Source organism: Streptomyces sp. NPDC060366, assembly GCF_042725135.1.
Lineage (GTDB): Bacteria > Actinomycetota > Actinomycetes > Streptomycetales > Streptomycetaceae > Streptomyces.
In genome coordinates, this window is the sequence record NZ_JBHXDC010000011.1 from 187,089 (window position 1) to 206,527 (window position 19,439).

Annotated in this window: 17 protein-coding genes; 8 read left to right on the forward strand and 9 right to left on the reverse strand. The window is 72.5% G+C overall.

Annotation, left to right across the window (positions count from 1 at the left end):
- The first annotated feature begins 2 nt into the window (after nucleotides 1-2).
- The 5 genes from ACFWHU_RS25720 to ACFWHU_RS25740 all read left to right on the forward strand — a co-directional run bounded on the left by ACFWHU_RS25720 (nucleotide 3) and on the right by ACFWHU_RS25740 (nucleotide 5,968).
- A complete protein-coding gene (locus tag ACFWHU_RS25720; protein ID WP_387227497.1) occupies nucleotides 3-131 on the forward strand; it encodes a hypothetical protein in 129 nt (42 codons plus the stop codon).
- Nucleotides 128-1,201: a C45 family autoproteolytic acyltransferase/hydolase gene (locus ACFWHU_RS25725; protein WP_385800752.1), complete on the forward strand. Its 1,074-nt coding sequence runs from the start codon at nucleotides 128-130 to the stop codon at nucleotides 1,199-1,201. The genes ACFWHU_RS25720 and ACFWHU_RS25725 overlap by 4 nt, the downstream gene beginning before the upstream one ends.
- The gene (locus ACFWHU_RS25730; RefSeq protein WP_387227500.1) at nucleotides 1,198-3,012 is read left to right on the forward strand and encodes an MOSC domain-containing protein; all 1,815 of its coding nucleotides are present in this window, start codon (nucleotides 1,198-1,200) and stop codon (nucleotides 3,010-3,012) included. The genes ACFWHU_RS25725 and ACFWHU_RS25730 overlap by 4 nt, the downstream gene beginning before the upstream one ends.
- 527 nt (nucleotides 3,013-3,539) lie before the next feature.
- Nucleotides 3,540-5,408 (forward strand): ABC transporter ATP-binding protein, encoded by a 1,869-nt coding sequence (locus ACFWHU_RS25735; protein ID WP_387227627.1) that lies wholly within the window; start codon nucleotides 3,540-3,542, stop codon nucleotides 5,406-5,408.
- Nucleotides 5,405-5,968 carry an NUDIX domain-containing protein gene (locus ACFWHU_RS25740; RefSeq protein WP_387227502.1) on the forward strand — a complete coding sequence of 188 codons (564 nt, stop codon included), beginning with the start codon at nucleotides 5,405-5,407 and terminating at the stop codon, nucleotides 5,966-5,968. The genes ACFWHU_RS25735 and ACFWHU_RS25740 overlap by 4 nt, the downstream gene beginning before the upstream one ends.
- 42 nt (nucleotides 5,969-6,010) lie before the next feature.
- Here the strand turns inward: ACFWHU_RS25740 and ACFWHU_RS25745 are convergent, their stop codons facing one another.
- The 9 genes from ACFWHU_RS25745 to ACFWHU_RS25785 form a co-directional block, all read right to left on the reverse strand.
- The gene (locus ACFWHU_RS25745) at nucleotides 6,011-6,691 is read right to left on the reverse strand and encodes an SDR family NAD(P)-dependent oxidoreductase (protein ID WP_387227505.1); all 681 of its coding nucleotides are present in this window, start codon (nucleotides 6,689-6,691) and stop codon (nucleotides 6,011-6,013) included.
- Entirely contained in the window at nucleotides 6,684-7,922 is a 1,239-nt protein-coding gene (locus ACFWHU_RS25750) for an exo-alpha-sialidase (RefSeq protein ID WP_387227507.1), read from the reverse strand. The genes ACFWHU_RS25745 and ACFWHU_RS25750 overlap by 8 nt, the downstream gene beginning before the upstream one ends.
- A 99-nt stretch (nucleotides 7,923-8,021) precedes the next feature.
- Nucleotides 8,022-8,798 (reverse strand): HpcH/HpaI aldolase/citrate lyase family protein, encoded by a 777-nt coding sequence (locus ACFWHU_RS25755; protein ID WP_387227509.1) that lies wholly within the window; start codon nucleotides 8,796-8,798, stop codon nucleotides 8,022-8,024.
- A gap of 23 nt (nucleotides 8,799-8,821) precedes the next feature.
- Nucleotides 8,822-9,877: an aldo/keto reductase gene (locus ACFWHU_RS25760; protein ID WP_387227511.1), complete on the reverse strand. Its 1,056-nt coding sequence runs from the start codon at nucleotides 9,875-9,877 to the stop codon at nucleotides 8,822-8,824.
- Nucleotides 9,878-9,882: 5 nt separating this feature from the next.
- Nucleotides 9,883-10,920, reverse strand: coding sequence for an ATP-binding cassette domain-containing protein (locus tag ACFWHU_RS25765; protein WP_387227513.1), 1,038 nt, complete (start codon nucleotides 10,918-10,920; stop codon nucleotides 9,883-9,885).
- Nucleotides 10,917-11,822: an ABC transporter ATP-binding protein gene (locus tag ACFWHU_RS25770; protein ID WP_387227515.1), complete on the reverse strand. Its 906-nt coding sequence runs from the start codon at nucleotides 11,820-11,822 to the stop codon at nucleotides 10,917-10,919. The genes ACFWHU_RS25765 and ACFWHU_RS25770 overlap by 4 nt, the downstream gene beginning before the upstream one ends.
- Complete coding sequence (locus ACFWHU_RS25775) at nucleotides 11,819-12,748, reverse strand: ABC transporter permease (protein WP_385800733.1); 930 nt, start codon at nucleotides 12,746-12,748, stop codon at nucleotides 11,819-11,821. The genes ACFWHU_RS25770 and ACFWHU_RS25775 overlap by 4 nt, the downstream gene beginning before the upstream one ends.
- Before the next feature lie 3 nt (nucleotides 12,749-12,751).
- The gene (locus ACFWHU_RS25780; RefSeq protein ID WP_385800731.1) at nucleotides 12,752-13,681 is read right to left on the reverse strand and encodes an ABC transporter permease; all 930 of its coding nucleotides are present in this window, start codon (nucleotides 13,679-13,681) and stop codon (nucleotides 12,752-12,754) included.
- Between the two features lie 3 nt (nucleotides 13,682-13,684).
- Nucleotides 13,685-15,259 (reverse strand): ABC transporter substrate-binding protein, encoded by a 1,575-nt coding sequence (locus ACFWHU_RS25785; RefSeq protein WP_387227517.1) that lies wholly within the window; start codon nucleotides 15,257-15,259, stop codon nucleotides 13,685-13,687.
- Between the two features lie 257 nt (nucleotides 15,260-15,516).
- On the opposite strand from ACFWHU_RS25785, the gene pdxA reads away from it, so the two are divergent.
- From pdxA to ACFWHU_RS25800, 3 genes are all read left to right on the forward strand, one after another.
- Nucleotides 15,517-17,916 (forward strand): 4-hydroxythreonine-4-phosphate dehydrogenase PdxA, encoded by a 2,400-nt coding sequence (gene pdxA, locus ACFWHU_RS25790; RefSeq protein WP_387227519.1) that lies wholly within the window; start codon nucleotides 15,517-15,519, stop codon nucleotides 17,914-17,916.
- An 82-nt stretch (nucleotides 17,917-17,998) separates the two neighbouring features.
- Nucleotides 17,999-18,790, forward strand: coding sequence for a DeoR/GlpR family DNA-binding transcription regulator (locus ACFWHU_RS25795; protein ID WP_387227521.1), 792 nt, complete (start codon nucleotides 17,999-18,001; stop codon nucleotides 18,788-18,790).
- A 102-nt stretch (nucleotides 18,791-18,892) separates the two neighbouring features.
- Nucleotides 18,893-19,384 (forward strand): MarR family winged helix-turn-helix transcriptional regulator, encoded by a 492-nt coding sequence (locus ACFWHU_RS25800; RefSeq protein WP_385800722.1) that lies wholly within the window; start codon nucleotides 18,893-18,895, stop codon nucleotides 19,382-19,384.
- Nucleotides 19,385-19,439: the final 55 nt, after the last annotated feature.

Below are 19,439 nucleotides of genomic sequence, written 5' to 3' on the forward strand. Positions count from 1 at the left end.
CCTTGATCCCGAACCGGCCGCTGCCCGCCCCCGCGCCCGCGCCCGCCCCCACCCCCGCACCCGCTCTCGCAGCCCGTGCCGAGACCCTCGCGCTCGCCCTGGTCCTCTCCCGCGCACGGGGTGAGCGGTGACCATCCCCCGTTCCCACTGCGCCGAGACCGACCCGACGCGGCGCGGTCTCGCCCTCGGCACCGCGCACGCCGCGCGGATCCGGGACAACATCGCCGCCTACCGCCGGCTCTTCGAAGCCGTCCGGGTCGACCCCGAGGACCTGCGCCCGTACGGGGAGCAGGCCCTGGCCGAGATCGAGCGGTGGACCCCCCACCTGCGCACCGAACTGGTGGCCGTCGCCGAGGGCGCGGGGGCACAGGCGTGGGAGATCGCCATGGTCAACGCGCGCACCGAGATCCTGGCGACCGTCGGCGCCACCGCCGAGGGCGAGTGCTCCACCGCCGTGTACGTCGGCGGCCCCGGCGCCCCGCACACCATCCAGACCTGGGACTGGCACGACGAGATGGCCGCCGCCAAGACCCTCACCGCCTACCGGCCCTCGGCGGACCGTACCGTCCGGGCCTTCACTGAGGCGGGCGTCCTGGCCAAGATCGGTGTCAACGACGCGGGCCTGGGCGTGCACTTCAACATCCTCAGCCACCAGGACGACGGCGAGTCCATCGGCGTCCCCGTCCACGCCGTGGCCCGCCGTGTCCTGGACGAGGCCACCACCGTCTCCGAGGCGGCCGACATCGCCCGCTCGGCGAAGGTGTCCGCGTCCACCGTGCTCACCGTCGTCACCTACGACGGACGGCGCGCGGACGGGGCGAGCATCGAGCTCAGTCCACGCGGGACGGCGGTGGTACGGCCCGACACCGACGGCGTACTGATACACACCAACCACTTCCTCGATCCGCGACTCGCCCTCGGTGAGGACGCTGCCGCCGCGGCGAGCACCCACCCCCGCTACAAGCGGCTGAGCGACCGGCGCGACCTGATCATGTCCACCGATCCGGCGAACTGGCTGGCGCTGCTTCGCGTACACGAGGAGGACGGCGCTCCGCTGTGCTGTCACCCCAAGCCCGGTCTGGAGTTCCAGTTGCAGTGGCGGACCCTGCTGACGATCGGCATCGACCTCGACAAACGGCGGCTGCGCTACCACGACGGCGGACCGTGCACCGCCACCGACGACAGCTGGAACCACCTGTGAGAGGCGCCGAGCGCCCCGTCACCGGTCCCGCCCGCATCACGCGCATCGTCCGCTACCCGGTCAAGGGCATGAGTGGCCAGTCACTCGAACGCGTCGCGCTCACCCCCGGAGCCGGACTGCCCCTGGACCGGATCCTGGCGCTGCGCAACGGTTCCGTGGCCGCCGCGACAGATGCCGAATGGGTGCCGAGCGAGGCGTTCCTGCGACTGGTAAAGAACGCCGTGCTCGCGCGCCACCGCCTGACATTGGACGACGCGGCCGGCGAACTGCGCATCGGCTCGCCTGACGGCGAGGAGATCGTCGTACGGCTGGACGCCGGCCGGCCCCGACCGGTGGACGTGGCGCGGGCCAGCCGGACACTGCGCGGCTGGTTCCCGGCCGGCCCGCTCGGTCCCGTGTCGGTCGAGTCCACGGGGGTGCCGCTGTGGGACTGGCCGCAGGCCGCCCTCTCGCTCGTCAATCTCGACACACTCGACGCGATGGCCGAGGCGGGCGACGTGCCGCTCGATCCCCGCCGGTTCCGTGCCAACCTCTACGTCGAAGGGCTCGGCGCCTGGCGGGAGCTGGACCTGGTGGGCCGGCGCGTACGGCTGGGCGGGGCGGAACTGGAGATCGTCCAGGCCACCGAACGGTGCCGGGCGACCACGGTCAATCCGGCCACCGGGGTCCGTGACCTCAACGTGCCGGTGCTGCTCGCCTCCCGCTTCGGCCATCTGTACTGCGGAATCTACGCGCGCGTGGTCGGCGGCGGACCGGTCGCGGTCGGCGACCCGTTCACCGACACCGGCGAGCGAGTCGATCCCGCCCGGCTGCCCGCCGCCGGTCCCGACCGGCCCCGCTACGCCACCGTGGCCGAGCGCCTTCCACGGAGCCCGACGGTCGCCACGCTCAGACTGCGCGATCCGGCGGACGTACCCTGCGCGCCCGGTCAGCATCTGCGGGTGCACACCGCCGACGCTGACGGGCCGCTGTGGCGTTGCTACACGATCACCGACGCCTCCACCGGCGAGCTGTGCATCAGCGTCAAACGCCTCGACAACGGCCGTGTGTCGTCACTGCTGCACGAACTGCGCCCAGGCGAAAGGCTGTTGATTTCCGGTCCGTACGGCGACGCGCCGCTCTCCCCGGACGCGGGACGCCCGCTGCTGCTGGTGGCCGCCGGCATCGGGATCACCCCCGTACTGCCACTGCTGCGGTCGGTGGCGGCGACGGCGCCACAGCGGTCCGTCACCGTGCTGAACGTGGCGCGGACCGAGCGGGAGACGCCGCTCTGGCCGGAGATCACCGCACTGGCGGACCGGCTCCCGAACGCCGAGGCGCGGCTCCATCTCACCGCACCCGAAGGGCCGTTGCCACCCGGCGCCCGTCAAGGGCGCCCCACCGCCGAGGAGTTCGCACAGCTCGCGGCGGACCCACTCACCGAGGCGTATCTCTGCGGCCCGGGCCCCTTCGTGCGGACGGTGCGGGCGGCGGGGCTGTCGGATGAGTCCGTCAAGGACGAGCCGTTCTTCTCACCGGTGGCGGCCGCACTGACAGACCTGCCGCCGCCCTCGCCGGGGCCGTTCACCGTACGGTTCGCCATCAGCGGGATCGAGGCCCGCTGGACCCCGGAGGACGGCACCCTCCTGGACCTCGCCGAGACGGCCGGGCTCCGGCCGCCCGCCGCCTGCCGGGCCGGAGCGTGCGGCACCTGCCGCCAACCGGTGAAGGGCCGGACGGTACACCTCCTCACCCCCGCGGCCCCAGTCGGCACGGGCCACGCACTCCTGTGCTGCGCGGTCCCGACCTCGGACGTCACCCTGGACGCCTGAACCGGCCCCGGACTGCACGATCCTCCGCGCCGCCGTCGCAGCCCGGACCCGACCCCGACGACGGTCCGGGCCGGGCCACAGACACGCATCGGCGTTTCGGCCATCCGTGTCACAGGACGCCCTCCCACCCGGCAAGGGCCCGTGCATCCGGCACGCACCGATTCCCCTGCTGCCACGCGGTTTCCGGAGCGTCCGAAACACACGCGTTCGAAAACGCCACCTGGTCGTTGAGCTTCACGACGCGCCCGATCGACCTTCCAGGAGGCCAAGTTGACCTCGGCAGACGCACACCAACGACACAGAGCGGGGCGGTCCGCGGTCACGCGGAAGAACTGCCGTGTCCGAGCACGGGGGTACGCGAGGTGGACGGCATGAGTGAGTCCAGCGACGCGTCGGCCGAAAGCGTCCCCGGGCCGCGCACCACCCCGCCCCCGCTCGCGAAGCCGCCCGCCGGAGCACAGGACGGACCCGGGTCGCGGACCGCGCCCACGCCGGAGGCCGTTCCCGGTCCTGTCCCCGATCCCGAGATGCGATACGTCGACCTGACCGGCAGCCGTGAAGCCGCAGGGCGCTCGATCCGGATGCGCGACATGGCGCGCCGCCTGCCGCAGTTGGTACGCCGGTCACTGGCTCTCGCCTGGCGCGTCGACCGACGCGCGACCGTCGGGCTCCTGCTGTGCCAGGCCGCCGCGGGCGTGATGCAGGCCCTGGGCCTGGTCGCCATCAGCGGAACCCTGACCGCGCTGCTGACCGGCGGGGACGTCTACGACCGGCTCCTTCAGGCGTGGCCGTCCGTCGCCCTGCTGGCCGGCGCGTCCGGCGCGCGTGCGCTTCTCGGGATCACCGTCAGCTGGCTCTCCTCCCGGCTGGGCCCGCTGATGTCGCGCGAGGCCGAGCTGATGCTGCTCACCGGCTGCGCCGAGGTGGAGCTGCGCGCCTACGACGAACCGGACTTCAACCGCGACCGCGAGGCCGCCGACCGCGGCGCCCAGGTCACCGGGGACCTGATCGACGAGGGGCAGGACCTGATCGCCTCGGCGGCCTCCTTCCTGGCCGGAGCCCTCGTGCTGGCCGGAGTGAGCTGGGTGCTCCTGCCGCTTCTGGTGGCGGCGAGCCTGCCGCAGGCCCTGGCCCAGGTCAGCGCCGCACGGGTGCGCTACCTGGCGAATCTGCGCAGCAACGGCGACCAGCGGATGCTGTCGGTGCTGCGCTGGCACATCTACACCAAGGACGCCGCCGACCAGATCCGCGCCGGCACCATGGCCGGCTTCCTGTCCGGCCGCTACCGGCAGACGGTCTCCCGGATCAACCGCGAGGACCGGGCCGCGGCCGACACCGGCGCCCGAATGTCCCTGGTCGGTGCGCTCTGCGGGGGCCTGGGGTCGGCGGTCGTATGGGCCGCGGTCGTATGGCTGCTGGCCACCGGCCGTATCAGCGTCGGGCACGCCGGGACGGCGGTCTTCGCCCTTCAGACGGCCGGTCAGTCGGTCCGCGGACTGGTCTCCGTCGGGGCGCGGGCGGTGCGCACCGGGCTGTACATGGACGACTGGACCGGATTCCTGGACAAGGCCGGCGGATACCGCATGCGCCGCGGCGAACACCGGCCCGAGGCGCCGAAGACGATCGAGATCAAGTCGGTCTCCCACCGCTACGCCGGGAAGGACCGGGACGCGCTGTCCGACGTCTCCCTCACTCTGCGCCGGGGCGAGGTCACGGCTCTGGTCGGCTTCAACGGCTCGGGCAAGTCCACACTGTCCAAACTGGTCAGCGGCCTGTATCTGCCCACGGGCGGCCAGGTGCTGTGGGACGGCACACCTGTCGGCGACGCGGACCCGCAGGCGCTGTGGCGGCAAGTGGCCCTGGTGCCGCAGGACTACGCGCACTGGCCTTTGACGGTGCGCGAGAACATCACACTCGGACAGCCCTCACCGCGGGGCGACGCGGCGGTCCGCGAGGCATGCGAAGCGTCCGGAGCCGACGAAGTCGTCGACAGACTCGGCGCCGGTCTCGACACCCTTCTCGCCCGTGAATGGCTGAACGGGGAGGAGTTGAGCGGCGGCCAGTGGCAACGTGTCGCTCTCGGACGGGCGTTCTTCCGAAAGGCGGGACTGCTGGTCCTCGACGAGCCGACCGCGAACCTGGACCCCCGGGCCGAGTACCGGATCTTCCAGCGGCTACGGGACCTGGCACGCGACCGGGTGGTGCTGCTGGTGACCCACCGCATCACCAATGTCGCCGTGGCCGACCGGATCGTCGTCCTCGACGAGGGCAGGATCGTCCAGGAGGGCACCTATCAGGAACTGGCCCGACAACCGGGCCTGTTCAAGCAGTTGCTGTCCTACCAGATCGCCTCCGCGGAAACCTCGAACGGTGAACAGCGCGAGGCCCGCACATGAGCGGCCCGTTCGGCGCCGTGACGGCCACGCCGGGTGAGCGGCCGAGCGGCGAGGGGGCGGGGCCCCCGATGTCGCTCGACCGGTACGCCGAGACGGTCCTCAAGGCAACCGCCTGGGCGTGTCTCTATTTCACCGACGAGGACGACCGGCCGCTCCAGCTGCACTCCGTCTACTCTCCCGCCCACCCGTGGCAGCTCGTGGGCGGCACGATGGACCCGGGCGAGCGCCCCTGGCAGACGGCCGTTCGCGAGTGCCGGGAGGAAACCGGCATCACACCGACCGGACCGCCCCGCCTCCTGGCCATGGTGTACGGCCTGCCCGGCGGCGGCTGGCCCTACAGCACGATCGGCTGCGTCTTCGACGGTGGCCGGCTCACCGCGGCGCAGATCCGCGGCATCACCGTCGACCCGGAGGAACACGACGAGGCCCGCGTCCTGCCCCTGACCGAGTGGGAACCACTGATGCCGCCTCACGACTTCGCCCGCCTGAACGCGGTCGAGGAAGCCCGCCGCACCGGCGAGGCCGCGTACGTCGACACGTGGGAGTGGGGGAATGAGTGAACAGCGGGTCCGCGGCCCGAGCCATCACCGACGCCGGGCCCGTCACAGTGAGGCGCCCCCGCACATGATCAGCGTCTGGCCGGTGATCGAGCCGCCTTCCGTGCCCAGCAGGAACGCCGTGAGGCCCGCGACGTCCGAGGGGGCGACCAGGGTGCCGAGGGGAGGCGTCACCGGCGGGGTCGCGGACCGCCCGGGGTCACGGAGCATGGGGGTGTCGGTCGGGCCGGGGGCGACCACGTTGACCGTGATCCGGCGTGGGGCGAGTTCGGCGGCCCATGATCGGGCCAGCGCGGCGAGTGCGGCCTTGGTCGCCGCGTACTGGCTCTTGCCCGCCACGCCGGTCATCGTGCGGCTGCCGATCAGCACCACCCGGCCGCCGTCGGCGATCCGTCCGACCAGGGCGTCCAGCAGGACGGCCGCCGCCTGCACGTGCACGTTCCACATCAGGGCCCCGTCGTCCGCGGACAGTTGGCCCAGCCGTGCGGACCGCTGAAGTCCGGCGGCGTGCACGACCGCGTCGACCGGGCCGACCTCCGCCAGCAGCGCGGGAAGGCCCGCGGTGTCGGAGAGGTCGGCCGGGATCCAGCGCGGCGCGGCGCCCCCCGTCGGCCGGGTGCGGCAGAGCGCGGTGACCTGCCACCCCTCGTCGAGCAGTCGTGCGGTGATCGCTGCGCCGATCCCGGAGCTGGCGCCGGTGACGACGGCGTGGCGCGGCTCAGGCACCGGTGGCCCAGTCCGGCGCGACGCGCACGTACTTGATGGCCTGTCGCCAGTAGGTGTACGCGATGTGCAGCGTCCCGTCCGGGCCCTGGAGGATCGTCGGGTAGGAGAACTCCCGGTTGAGCCGGTCGCGGGAATTGTTGGTGAGGCAGTGTCCGTCACCGGTCTCCAGATCGCGGCGGACCGGCCAGGTCCGGCCCCCGTCGGCGGAGAGCGCGAGGGTGAGGGGCGCGCGGGGCGCTCCCCAGAACGCCGTCCGGACGCCGTCGTCGGCCGCGAACCGGGGTTGCGGCGCGGGGGGTTGGTCCGCCGGTCGGTCGCTCGCCAGCCCCTCGTCGTCGATCTCGTCGTACAGCGAGACGCGCCGCGCGGTGGCGTCGGCGGCGCTGCTGTGGTTGTGGACGAGGGCGAGCCGGCCATCGGCGAGCGGCACGTACTGCACCGAGGAGTTGTTGTTGGGCAGCTCACCGGGCTCCGGTTCGCTCCAGGTCTCGCCGTCGTCCTCGGACCGTGACACGTGGACGGCGTCGGCCCAGCGGCTTCGGTAGAGCGCGAGGAGGGTGCCGTCGGCCAGCGGGTGGATGTTCATGTGGACGCAGCCGGTGCTGCCCGGTACCGCCCGCTCCGTCCAGGTGCCGCCCTCGTCGTCGCTGATCATGACCGCGCTGGTGTCGTGGTCGCCGACCCAGGGGACGCCGGGTGTGGCCACGCAGTGGAAGACCGGCAGCAGCCAGCGCCCGCCCGGCAGTACGGTGACCGGCTGCCGGACGAAGACACCGCCGCGTTCGGTGGCCGGGAACAGGGTGCGTACGGGCCCCCACGTGCGGCCGGAGTCCTCGGAGATCCGCGTCCGGACCTCGGCGGTGTCCTGGTTGCCCGCCAGTTGAGCGGTGTAGAGGAGCCACAGCGCGCCGGAGGGGGTGACGAACAGCAGAGGGTTCTGCTCGGAACGCGTGGCGTCGTCCGAGAGCCGTACCGGCTCGCTCCAAGTGTCGTCGGGGGAGAGGCGGGAGAAGTACGCGGAGATGTCGGGGACGCCCTCCTGGGTGCCGGCGAACCAGACGCACCCCAGGTTACCGTCGGGGAGCAGTGCCAGATTGGCCGCGTGGTTCTGTACGGCGGGTGCGGGAAGGAACGCCTCGTGCCGGGCGGGATCGTCCGGGCGGGGGCGCACCACGCCGTCCGGCCGGGGCGGGGGCGGCGGGGAGACTGCGGGCTGGCGGCGGGTTTCCACGGGAGGTTCCTTGTCCTGAAGTGTGCGGGGCGGAACGGCGGTTCGAGGTCCGGACGCGGGCGCGGGCGTCCGGCGTATCGATGGCGGGGGGCCGAAAGGTCAGGGGGCGTCGGACGGGCGGCGGGCCGCGCCGAGATGGTCGCGGGCCACCTGCTCCAGGTGCGTCAGGTCGCTGGCCACCGAGGCGTACGTGAACCCCTCCGCGAGCCGGCGGGCCGCGGTGGCCCCGTCCGGGGTGTGGATGCCGACCGCGATGCCCGCGTCGTCGGCGGCCTCCCGGACTGCCCTGAGCGCGGCCTCGAACTCCCGGTCCACGGCCGGGTCGGTGGAGGTCGCCCCGCCCAGGGCGATCCGCAGGTCCGACGGGCCGATGTAGACCCCGTCGAGGCCGGGCACCGCACAGATCTCCTTGACGGCGGCCAGCCCCGCGACCGTCTCGATCATGGCCAGGACCACGGTCGCGTCGTGGGCCTCGGCGGGCGCGGGGCCGATGCGCAGCGCCGCCCGCATGGGCCCGTACGAGCGGCGCCCGGCCGGCGCGTACCGGCAGGAGGCGACCGCGGCGGCCGCCTCCTCGGGGGTGTCGACGAACGGGACGATCACCCCGGCGGCCCCCGCGTCCAGCGCCCGCCCGATCGGCACCGGGTCGTTGGCCTCGACCCGTACCAGGCCGACGGATACGCCCCCGGCGTCGATGGCGGTGAGGCCGTGCAGCAGGCCGCTGTAGCCGAGCAGTCCGTGCTGGCCGTCCAGGCACACGTAGTCGTAACCGAGTCGGGCGATCCGTTCGGTGGCCACCGGCGTGTCCAGGACCGACCAGTAGCCGATCAGCCGTTCGCGCGAGCGCAGGGCGGTGGCGAACCGGGCAGCGTTCATCAGGGCTCTCCTTGGTGGGGGGATCAGCGGTTGTAGGCGGGCATCGGGCCGCGCAGTGCGGCGCCGACCTTGCCGCAGGCGGCGCTCACGTCGTCGGGCAGCGGCCCGGCCCCGGCGGCTGCGACATTCGCCCGCAGATGGTCGAGGCGGGAGCCGCCGAGCAGCAGGGCGTGTACGTCGTCGCGGCCCAGCAGCCAGCGCAGCGAGAGATCGGTGAGCGGGATCCCGGCCCCGTCCGCGATCACGGCCAACTGCTCGACGGCGTCGAAGAGACGGGGATCCCAGTAGCGCTGCCGGTACATGGCGGCGAGTGCGGAGTCGCCGAAGCGGCCGTCGGCAGGAGTGTCGCCGAAGCGGTGGCGGCCGGTGAGCAGACCGCCCCCCAGCGGGTTGTAGACCATGGTGAACAGGCCGCTGGTGCGGGCGTATTCGAGGTACTCCTCCTCGACGCGGCGGGCCAGCAGGTTGTAGAGCTGTTGGGCGATCACGGGGCCGGGCGCGCCGATCCGTTCGGCGGTGTGGACGACCTCCGAGATCTGCCAGGCCGCGAAGTTGGAGACGCCGAGGGCGCCGATCTTGCCCTCGGCCTTGAGCTCGGCGACGGTCGCCAGGGTGTCGGCCAAGGGGACCGTGCGGTCCGGCTGGTGCAGATAGAACAGATCGACGTGGTCGGTGCGCAGCCGCCGCAGACTGCCCTCCAGGGCGAGGCGCATGCCGGTGGGGGAGAGGGGTGAGTGGTCCCCGGTGTCCGGGTGCGGCATGCCGGCCTTGGTGGCGAGCACCATCCGGGCCCGGCGGGCGGGGGTGAGGGCGTCGGCGAGGATGGTCTCGGTGACTCCGCCCGCGTACGCGTTGGCGGTGTCGACACCGGTGATTCCGGCGTCGAGTGCCGCGTCGAGCATGGTGAGGGCGTCGGCGGGGCCGACGGTGTCGCCGAAGGTCATGGTGCCGAGTACGAGCCGGGACAGCCGCACGGGGACACCGGGCAGGACGGTGCCTGCCGGGCCGGTGTCCGTCGGGCCGGTGTCCGTGGCCGGGGCGTCCGGCCGGGGAGTGTCCGTCGGTGGGGTGCTGGTCATATCGCTCATTCCACGGTCCGCGGGGTGGCCGCAGCGTCGGCGGAAGCCCGGATCCCGGTGTCGGTGTCGTTGCCTGTACGGGTGCTTGTAGCGGTGCCTGCACGGGTTCCCGTATCGCTGTCGTCGGTGGTGGCTCCGCCCGCGCAGGCGGTGACGACGTACCGCGGCTTACGCCCCCGCATGGCGGCCGGGTCGAGGGCGGCGCGGCGCAGCGCCCGGGTGTAGGGCTCGACGGGCGAGGCCAGGACGGCGCCGGTGGCACCGCGCTCCACGATGTGCCCGGAGCGCATCACGATCAGCTCCTCGCTGATCTCGCGGACCACGCCCAGGTTGTGCGAGATCACGATGAAGGTGAGCCCGGTGGTCGCCTGGAGGTCCCGGAGCAGCGCCAGGACCTGTGCCTGTACGGAGACGTCCAGCGCGGAGGTGGCCTCGTCGCAGACGAGCAGCTCGGGGTCGCTCGCCAGCGCGCGGGCGATGCCGATGCGCTGGCGCTGTCCGCCGGAGAACTCCGCCGGCCTGCGGTGCAGGGCCGAGCTGGGCAACCCCACCCGGTCGATGAGTTCGGCGGCACGCGCGGCGCGGGCGGTACGGGACCGCTCACCGGCCAGCCGCAGCGGCTCGGCGACGATGTCCTCGGCGCTCAGGTGCGGGTCGAGGGATCCGTACGGGTCCTGGAAGATCATCTGCACCCGGCGCCGGTGCGGGCGCAGTCGCCGCTCCGACAGGGCCCCCAGGTCGGTGCCCTCCAGCAGGATGCGGCCGGAGGTGGGGCGGACCAGCCGGACCAGGGCGTGGGCGAGGGTGGACTTGCCGCAGCCGGACTCGCCGACCACGGCCAGGGAGGTGCCGCGTTCGACGGTGAAGGAGATGTCGTCGACGGCCCGGAAGGTGCCGCCCGGGACGGGGTACTCGACGACGAGGTTCTCGACGCTGAGGAAGGGGGCGCTCGCCGCGAGGCCGCCCGCCGCGGGGCCGCCCGTCGCGCGGCTGTGCGCCGATGGCGTGCTCATGGACGGCGTGTTCGCCGATGTCGTGTTCATCGGACGGCCTCCTCGTCAACGGGAACCGCGGGAACAGCGGGAGCGGCCGGAACGGTGCTCGGGGTCTCGTCCCAGGCACCGAGCACGGGAACGGAGGCGAGCAGGTCGCGCGTGTACTGCTCGCGGGGCGCGTCGACCACCTGCTCGACGGTCCCGGATTCGATGAACCGGCCGTCGCGCATCACATGGATCCGGTCCGAGACCAGCCGGGCTACCCCCAGATCGTGGGTGATCATCAGGATGCCGATGCCGGTGCGTTCCTGAAGCTCCATCAGCAGATCCAGGATCCCGGCCTGCACGGTGACGTCGAGGGCGGAGGTCGGCTCGTCGGCGATGAGCAGGACGGGTTCGGCGGCCAGCGCGATGGCGATGAGGACGCGTTGCAGCATGCCGCCGGAGAGCTGGTGGGGATACGCCTTCCAGACGGCCGCCGGGTCGCTGATCCGGACGCGGGCCAGCAGCTCCAGGCCCTTGTCACGGGCCTGACCGCGGCTCAGGGAGGGGTGGCGCAGGGCGATGGCCTCGCCGAGCTGGCGGCCGACGCCGTGCACGGGGCTGAGCGCGGTCATCGGGTCCTGGGGGATCAGCGAGACCCGGCGCCCCCTGACCTTCGCCGCGGCACCGGGGTCGGCGACGACGTCCACCCCCGATATCCGGGCCGAGCCGGAGAGCACGGCGAGCCCTTCGGGCAGCAGCCGCAGGATGCCCATCGCGGTGGTGGACTTCCCGGATCCGGACTCGCCGATGATGGAGACGGTCTCGCCCGCGGCGATCCTGAAGCTGACACCGTCGACCGCGCGCACGACGCCGTACGCGGTGAGCAGCTCGATCTGGAGGTCCTCGACGTCCAGCAGTGGGCGGTCGGCGGCGGTACCGGCCTCGACGGTGACAGGGGTGTTCATGAGGTGACCTCTGCTGTTGGACGACGGGTGCGGATACGGTCGCGAAGGCCGTCGCCGATCAGGTTGACCCCGACGACGAGCAGGACGATGACCAGGCCGGGCAGGGTGACCAGCCACCACGAGGTGGTGATGTAGTCCTGGCCGTCGGAGATGATCCGTCCCCAGGTGGCGAAGGGACGCTGCGGCCCCGCGCCCAGATAGCTCAGCGCGCTCTCCAGGAGCACGGCCTGGGCGAGCAGCAGAAGCACGACCAGGCTCGCCTTCCCGATGATGTTCGGCACGATGTGCCGCAGCAGGATGCCGACCCTGGGCAGACCCAGCACACGCGCCGATGCGACGTACGGTTTCTCGCGTTCCACGAGCACCAGGGACCGGGTCAGCCTGGCCACCTCCGGCCACTGGGCGATCGCGATGACGGAGGTGATCACCGGTATCGAGGGTTCGAAGAGGGCCACCACCAGAAGCAGCATCATCAGCAGCGGCAGGGAGAGCTGGGCCTCCAGCAGCCGGGAGACGACGGAGTCCACCCAGCCGCCGAAGTACCCGGCGGCTGCTCCGGCGGCGAGTCCGATCACTCCGGAGACCAGGACGGCGAGTATCCCGATGGACAGGGAGACCTGTCCGCCGTGCAGCACCCGGGACAGCAGGTCGCGGCCGAGCTGATCGGTGCCGAAGAGGTGGCCGTCGGTCAGCGGGGCCAGCCTGCGCCGGCCCAGGTCCTGGTGGTCGGGGCCGGGGAGGGGAAGGACGGAGGCCAGTGCGATGGGCAGCACCACCAGCAGGGTGCAGACCGAACCGGCCCACAGCTTGAGCCGGGAGCCGCGCCGGCGGCGGGTGGCGGAGGAGCGGGCGAGCGCGGTGGCGGTGACGGCGCTGGGGCGCTCGGTGGCCGCGGCCGGGCCAGGGGGCTTCAGAGCGGTACTCATGGCTCAGGCCGCCTTTCCGAGGCGTACCCGCGGGTCGAGCAGCGGGTAGGCGAGGTCGATGAGGAGTTGTACGAGGACGGCGAGGGCGGCGGTGACCAGGACCGTGGCCTGGATCAGCGGGTAGTCGCGGGTCTCCAGGGCGCGGACCACCAGGGAGCCCACGCCGGGCCAGCCGAAGACGACTTCGACGACCACCACACCGTTGAGCATCCCCGCGAACCGGGTGCCGAGGGCGGTCAGCACCGGGATGGTGGAGTTGCCCATGGCGTACCGCCAGGTCAGGGCGCGTTCCGAGACGCCGCGCGAGCGGGCGACCGTGACGTACGGGGAGCCGAGCGCGGTCATCATCTCCCTGCGGACCAGGCGGGAGATCAGCGCCATCTGGAGAATGGCGACGGTGACGGTGGGCAGGACCAGGCCGCCCCAGGTGGTGAAGCCGGAGGCGGGCAGTACGGGGAAGAGCACCGCGAAGACGGTGAGCAGCATGACGCCGCTCCAGAAGTCCGGCATGGACTGCCCGGCGATGGTGACGACGTTGGCGCCCAGTTCGCGGGCGGTGTCGGCGCGGCGGGCCATCCACACCCCGAGGGGCACGGCGACGGCGGTGGTGAGCAGGATCGCGGAGGCCGCGAGGGTGATGGTGTAGGGGAGCCGGTCCAGGACCACGTCCAGGGCGGGGGACCGGAAGGAGTAGCTGGTGCCGAGGTTGCCGGTGACCAGGTCGCGGAGGAAGACGCCGTACTGGGTGAGCACCGGCTTGTCGAGGCCGAACTGCTCGCGGATGCGGGCGAGGTCCTCGGTGGTGGCGGTGGGGCCGGCGTACGCGGAGGCCGGGTCGCCGGGGGCCAGGCGGACCAGGACGAACACGGTGGTGACGGTCATGAAGACGGTCAGCAGGCTCTGTCCGAGGCGCCGTGCCAGATAGCGGGGCATCGCTCAGCCCTCCAGGCGCACGGTGGCGAGGTCGTAGGAGTTGACGGACTGAAGTCCCAGATCCTGGACGCGGCCGCGCCGGGCGGTGACCACATCGGGCACGAAGGCCCACAGGGCGGGCCACAGTGCCCAGATCTCCCGCTGCACGGTGGCCAGTTGGGCCAGGCGGCGGGCGGTGTCGGTCTGTGCCGAGGCGTTGGTGAGCCCGTCGGCGATCCGGGGGACGACGAAGCCCTGGTAGGTGTCGCGGGTCTTCTCCTTCGCCGCGGTGCCGCCGAACATGCCCTGGAGGGTGGTGATGGCCTGGCCGGTGGGGCCGGGGTAGCCGTTGCCGAGGATGTCCCAGTCGCCGCGGCGCCCCTGGCGCCACTGCAGGATGTCCCCGCCGGGTTCGAACTGCTGGAGGGTGGTGGCGACGCCGACCTCGCGCAGCATCTCCAGGACGGCCTCCATCACCGAGGTGTCGGCGGCGAATTCGCCTGTCTCCCAGATGATCTTCACCTTGAGGCCCCGGACTCCCAGCGACTCCAGCATCTTCCGCGACTTGCCCGGGTCGTAGGTGTACGAGCCGGTGCGTACCGCGCCCTCCAGAGCGAGTGGCACCACACCGCGCGCCCCCTCGGCGGAACCGGTGAGCACATCGCGCACCAGTGCCTGCCCGTCCACGGCCAGGCTCAGCGCCTGCCGGACGCGGGGGTCGGCCAGGGGTTCACCCTTCTTCTTGCGGAAGTTGAAGAAGAGCTGGTTGATCCGGGTGCCGGCGACCCGGTCGATACGCACTCCGGGCAGTCCGTCGAGCTGGTCGGCGGAGTCGGGGGTGAGGGAGTCGACGACGTCCAGTTCCCCGGCGCGTATCGCCATCACCCGGCTGGACTCCTCGGGCACGAACCGCACCCGCACGTTGTCGATGAGCGGACGGGGGCCCCAGTACGCGGTGTTGCGGGCCAGGGTGTACTCGCCGGTGCCGCCGTTGGCGGACGTCACGATGTACGGGCCGGAGCCGATGCCGCCGGACAGTTCCTCGGGGCGGTTGGCCTTGGCCGGGGTGATGAGGATGTTGGCCATGAGGTAGTCGAGTACCGGCAGCGGACGTTCGGTGCGCAGGTGGAAGGTCCTGGAGTCCACCGGCTCGACTGTCGGCAGCTCGGGGAAGAGCCCGGTGATGAAGGAGCCGTTCACCTCGCCGTACATCTTCAGGGCGGTGGACACATCGGCGACCGTGACGGGGCTGCCGTCGGAGTAGCGCACCCCCGAGCGCAACCGGACCGTCCAGCGGGTGGGTGCGGTGAGTTCGAAACGGTCGGCGAGAACCAGCTGGAGCTTCAGTCCCTCGCCGACCCGTGTGAGCGACTGGCGGACGCCGCGCTGCACGGTGAGGGCCGCGTCGAACTGGTTGAGCTTGTTGTCCAGGCTGACCAGGGAGCGGTTGAACCCCAGACTGATCGTGCCCGGTCCGGGAGTCCCGGTCGGCCCGGCGCACGCCGATCCAAGACCGAGCGTGAGGCCGGCACCGGCCCCGGCGCCGATACGCAGCAGGGTGCGTCGGCTCAGGGGAGCACCGGTATCGAAACGGGTCATCGTTGACCTCTTGACATTTACGGGGGTTGCGTCTATCTGACCCCGGTTGGTAATCCACCGGCGGCGGGTGCCAGGTGTTTCGTGTCGGTCACCGTGGCATGGCGTGCGCGATATGCGCAAGGTCTCTCGCGCAAATCGCGCAACGTGTGTCAGTATCGAGAGCACCCCGCCCGGCGGGATGCGGGGCCGTCCAACTCGGTCACCGCCTGTGTCACTTCCGTCTCCACCAGCAGTTGCTTCCTATGCGAGGAGGGCTCGTGCCGCTCGGACCCGGTCAGCGCGTACTCGCCGTCGCCGACGATCTGTCGGGCGCCGCAGAGACCGCCGCCGCACTGCTTTCGCGCACAACACGCACCCGAGTGCTGCTCGATCCGCGCACAGCCACGCCCGCGCCCGCCGGGACCACCACCGTCTTCGACCTGGACTCGCGACAGCTCTCCGCCACCGGCGCCGCCGCCCGGATCACCGCCGTCATGACCGGGCTCGCCCCCGGCACCCTCGTCCTGAAGAAGGTCGACTCCCTGCTGCGCGGGAACCTCGCCGCCGAGATCGCCGCCCTCGCGGCCACCGGCCGGGGCGTCCTCCTCGCCCCCGCACTGCCCACCGCCCACCGCACCGTCCGCGACGGCGTCCTGCACACCGACGGCGTCCCCCTGCACACCGGGAACGCCTGGCGCGCCGAGACCGCCCCGCCGCCACGCTCGATCGCCGAGGCACTTCGCGTCCCCGTCGCGCTGCTGGGCCTCACCGCCGTACGGGGCCCCGCCCACCTCCTGCGCACCGCCCTGCGCGAAGCGCTCGCCACCGGACTGCCCGTCGTCGCCGACGCGGAGACGGACGCAGACCTCGACACGCTGCTCGCCGCCGCCCTGGACGTCGACCCCCGCGTCGCGCTGGCCGGCTCCGGCGGGCTCGCCCTCGCCCTCGGCCGGTCCCTCGGCGGCGGGCCGCCCGCGCCACTGCCCCCGCCCGGTCCCGCCGCCCGCCCGCTGCTCGTCGTCGTCGGCACCGCCGAACCCCTCGCCGCCGAACAGGTACGGCGTCTGGTCACCGACGGAGCGGCGCTGTACTCCCTTGACCCGGGCGCGACGTACCCCGGCGACCCCTTGCCCCCACTCAGCCCCGGCACCACCGTCCTCACCCTGCGCCGGAACGGCCCGCCCGACCCTGCGGCCGCCCGCGCGATCTCCCGGAACCTCGCCCGTACCGCGGCCACCCTGCTCGACTCCGCCCCCGGCCCGGCCGACCTGGTGCTCACCGGCGGCGAGACCGCCCGCCGGGTGCTCGATGCCCTCGCCGTCCGCGAACTGCGGCCATGGGGACAGGTCCACCACGGGGCGGTACTCGCCACCACCCCCGACGGCCGGACCGTCGTCACCCGGCCGGGCAGCTTCGGCGACGCCGACTCGCTACGCCTCATCGCCCGCGCCCTGCGCGCTCCAACTGGCGGCTCGCCGACCGCCCCCACTCCGGCCGTCCGCACGCCGACCGCCCGAACTCCCGCCGCCCGCAAGGCGGTCCACCCACCTCCCGCCCCCGGCCATCCGGCCCCGAAACCCCCACGCACCTCTCACGACCACGCGAAAGGCCCGTTCATGAACGCCACCCCCGCCGCTCCCGCCGGCACCGCACCGACCGCCGCCGAGAAGATCGACGCGCTGCCGGTCATCGCCGTCACCATGGGCGACGGCGCCGGGATCGGCCCGGAAGTGATCGTCCCCGCGCTGTTGGACCCCGGCACCCTCAGCCGTATCCGGCCCGTCGTCGTCGGCGACGCCGAGCGGCTGCGCCGGGCCGCCGAACTGGTGGGACTCGCGGGCCGGGTGGAGATCGTCACCGTCGAAGGGCCCGGGGACGCCGAGTTCACCCCCGGCCGGATCAACGTCATCGACCTCGGGCTGCTCCCCGCCGACCTGCCCTGGGGCACGCTCTCCGCGATCGCGGGGGACGCCGCCTACCAGTACGTACGGGTCGCCGCCGAACTCGCCCTCTCCGGGGCCGTCCAGGGCATCTGCACCGCCCCCCTCAACAAGGAGGCCCTGCATGCCGGCGGCCACCTCTACCCCGGCCACACCGAACTCCTCGCACACCTCACCGGTGTCGAAGAGGTCTCCATGATGCTCTCCACCGACACCGTCAAGGTCATCCACGTCACCACGCACATCGGCCTGATCGACGCGGTCAAGCGCATCGAACCCGGCCTGGTGGAGCGCACCGTCCGGCGCGGCCACGACGCGCTGGTGCGGGCCGGGGTCGAGCACCCGGTGATCGGGGTCTGCGGAATCAATCCGCACGCCGGGGAGAACGGGCTGTTCGGCTACGGCGAGGAGGAGGAGAAGATCGTCCCCGCACTGGAGATCCTGCGCGCGGACGGAATCGACGCCCGGGGGCCGCTGCCCGCCGACACCGCGTTCTTCCTCGCCGGACGCGGCGACTACGACCTGATCGTCGCCATGTACCACGACCAGGGCCACGGCCCGGTGAAGATCCTCGGGCTGGAGGCGGGCGTCAACCTCACCGTCGGCCTGCCGGTGATCCGCACCTCCGTGGACCACGGCACCGCCTTCGACATCGCGGGGACCGGCACAGCCGATCCCGGTAGCATGATCGAGGCACTTCGGCAGGCTGCCGCGCTGGCCCCCAGCCCCACCGGCTGACGCCTCCGGCCCACCGCCACCGCCACCGACGCGGGCGTCACGCTGCCGACTCGGACAACCACAGGACGGGAGCACAACCACCGTGAGTGTCACGGGTTCACGCCGCCGCGATCAGATCGTCCACCTCGCCACCACGACCGGACTGGCCAGCGTCGAGGAACTCTCGCGCACCTTCGAGGTGACCGCGTCCACCATCCGCCGTGACCTGGCCCGGCTGCACATGGAGGGCCGGCTGGCGCGCACCTACGGCGGAGCGATGGCCCTGACCGCACACCCCGAGGCGAGCCTGCGCCAGCGCACGGGCGAGGCGTTCGACGCCAAACGGGCCATCGCACGCTGGGCCGCGGCCCGGATCGTCCCCGGCGAGAGCGTCTTCCTGGACGCCGGCACCACCGTGGGCGCCCTCGCCCACGAACTGCGCGGCCACAAACCGCTCACGGTCACCACCAGCGGCCTGACCGCACTTCAGGAACTCGGCGACGTCGACACCCTCGAAGTCCAGTGCCTCGGCGGTACCCTGCGTCCGCTCAGCCAGAGCTTCATCGGTCCGCTCGCCGAGGCCGCCCTGGAGCAGATGACGTTCGACCGGGCGTTCCTCGGGACGGACGGGGTGACCGCCGAACACGGCCTCTGCGAGGCCGACCACCGCCAGACACGGCTCAAGCAGCTCGTCGCCCGCCGCTCCCAGCGGGTGTACGTCCTCGCCCACGCCGCGAAACTCGACCGCCGCCCCTTCCACGCCTGGACCCGGCTCGCCCCGCCGTGGACCCTGGTCACGGACACCGACGCGGACCCGGAGACCGTCAAGGCCCTGCGTGGCCAGGGCATCACGGTCACCCTGGTCGGGCTCGGCCAGGGCGACGGGCCCGGATAGCCGGCGACCCCAACCCCGTTGCTTCTGTCAGGGACAGCAGCGTGGCGGCATGTGACGTCCGCCCGTCCTCGAAGGGGCCCACCGCCCACATAGGGTGAAGGCGTGGCGAGTACCAGGAAGACTCAGGCGGCGGACACCGGCGTCGAGCCCCGCAGACAGGAACTGCAAGCGCTGGCGGTCCGGCTGCGGAGAATGAACGGTGAGATCAACCGCATCGCACACGCTTTCACCGCGGATCAGGGGCTCCACGCCACCGACGTCCAGGCGCTGGCCGCGATCCTGGATTCCGAGACGCCGCTCACGCCGGGCCGCCTGCGCGTGCACCTCGGCCTGACGTCCGGAGCGGTCACCGCGTGCCTCGACCGGCTGGAGAAGGCCGGTCATATCCGCAGGGCCCGCGAGAGTACCGACCGGCGTGTGGTGCACCTGCACTACCTTCCGGAAGCCCGGTCGGTCGCCCGTACCCACTTCATGCCGCTCGCCGAGGCGGCCGCCCACGCCCAGGAGCAGTTCAGCAGCGACGAACTCGCGACAGTTCTGCGCTTCTTGGACGTACTGAACGACGAACTGGGTCAGCTTCGCCAAGAGCCCTGAACGCCGCCGCCCTCGCACCGCGGGCCGGCCTCGACGACCCGCACGCGAAAAGTAT

What these genes read in the sequence shown, in the direction of transcription:
- ACFWHU_RS25735 (WP_387227627.1), top strand. Translation starts at nt 3,540, where the DNA reads ATGCGATACGTCGACCTGACCGGCAGCCGTGAAGCCGCAGGGCGCTCG.
- ACFWHU_RS25740 (WP_387227502.1), top strand. Translation starts at nt 5,405, where the DNA reads ATGAGCGGCCCGTTCGGCGCCGTGACGGCCACGCCGGGTGAGCGGCCG.
- ACFWHU_RS25755 (WP_387227509.1), bottom strand. Translation starts at nt 8,798, where the DNA reads ATGAACGCTGCCCGGTTCGCCACCGCCCTGCGCTCGCGCGAACGGCTG.
- ACFWHU_RS25760 (WP_387227511.1), bottom strand. Translation starts at nt 9,877, where the DNA reads ATGACCAGCACCCCACCGACGGACACTCCCCGGCCGGACGCCCCGGCC.
- ACFWHU_RS25765 (WP_387227513.1), bottom strand. Translation starts at nt 10,920, where the DNA reads ATGAACACGACATCGGCGAACACGCCGTCCATGAGCACGCCATCGGCG.
- ACFWHU_RS25770 (WP_387227515.1), bottom strand. Translation starts at nt 11,822, where the DNA reads ATGAACACCCCTGTCACCGTCGAGGCCGGTACCGCCGCCGACCGCCCA.
- ACFWHU_RS25775 (WP_385800733.1), bottom strand. Translation starts at nt 12,748, where the DNA reads ATGAGTACCGCTCTGAAGCCCCCTGGCCCGGCCGCGGCCACCGAGCGC.
- ACFWHU_RS25780 (WP_385800731.1), bottom strand. Translation starts at nt 13,681, where the DNA reads ATGCCCCGCTATCTGGCACGGCGCCTCGGACAGAGCCTGCTGACCGTC.
- ACFWHU_RS25785 (WP_387227517.1), bottom strand. Translation starts at nt 15,259, where the DNA reads ATGACCCGTTTCGATACCGGTGCTCCCCTGAGCCGACGCACCCTGCTG.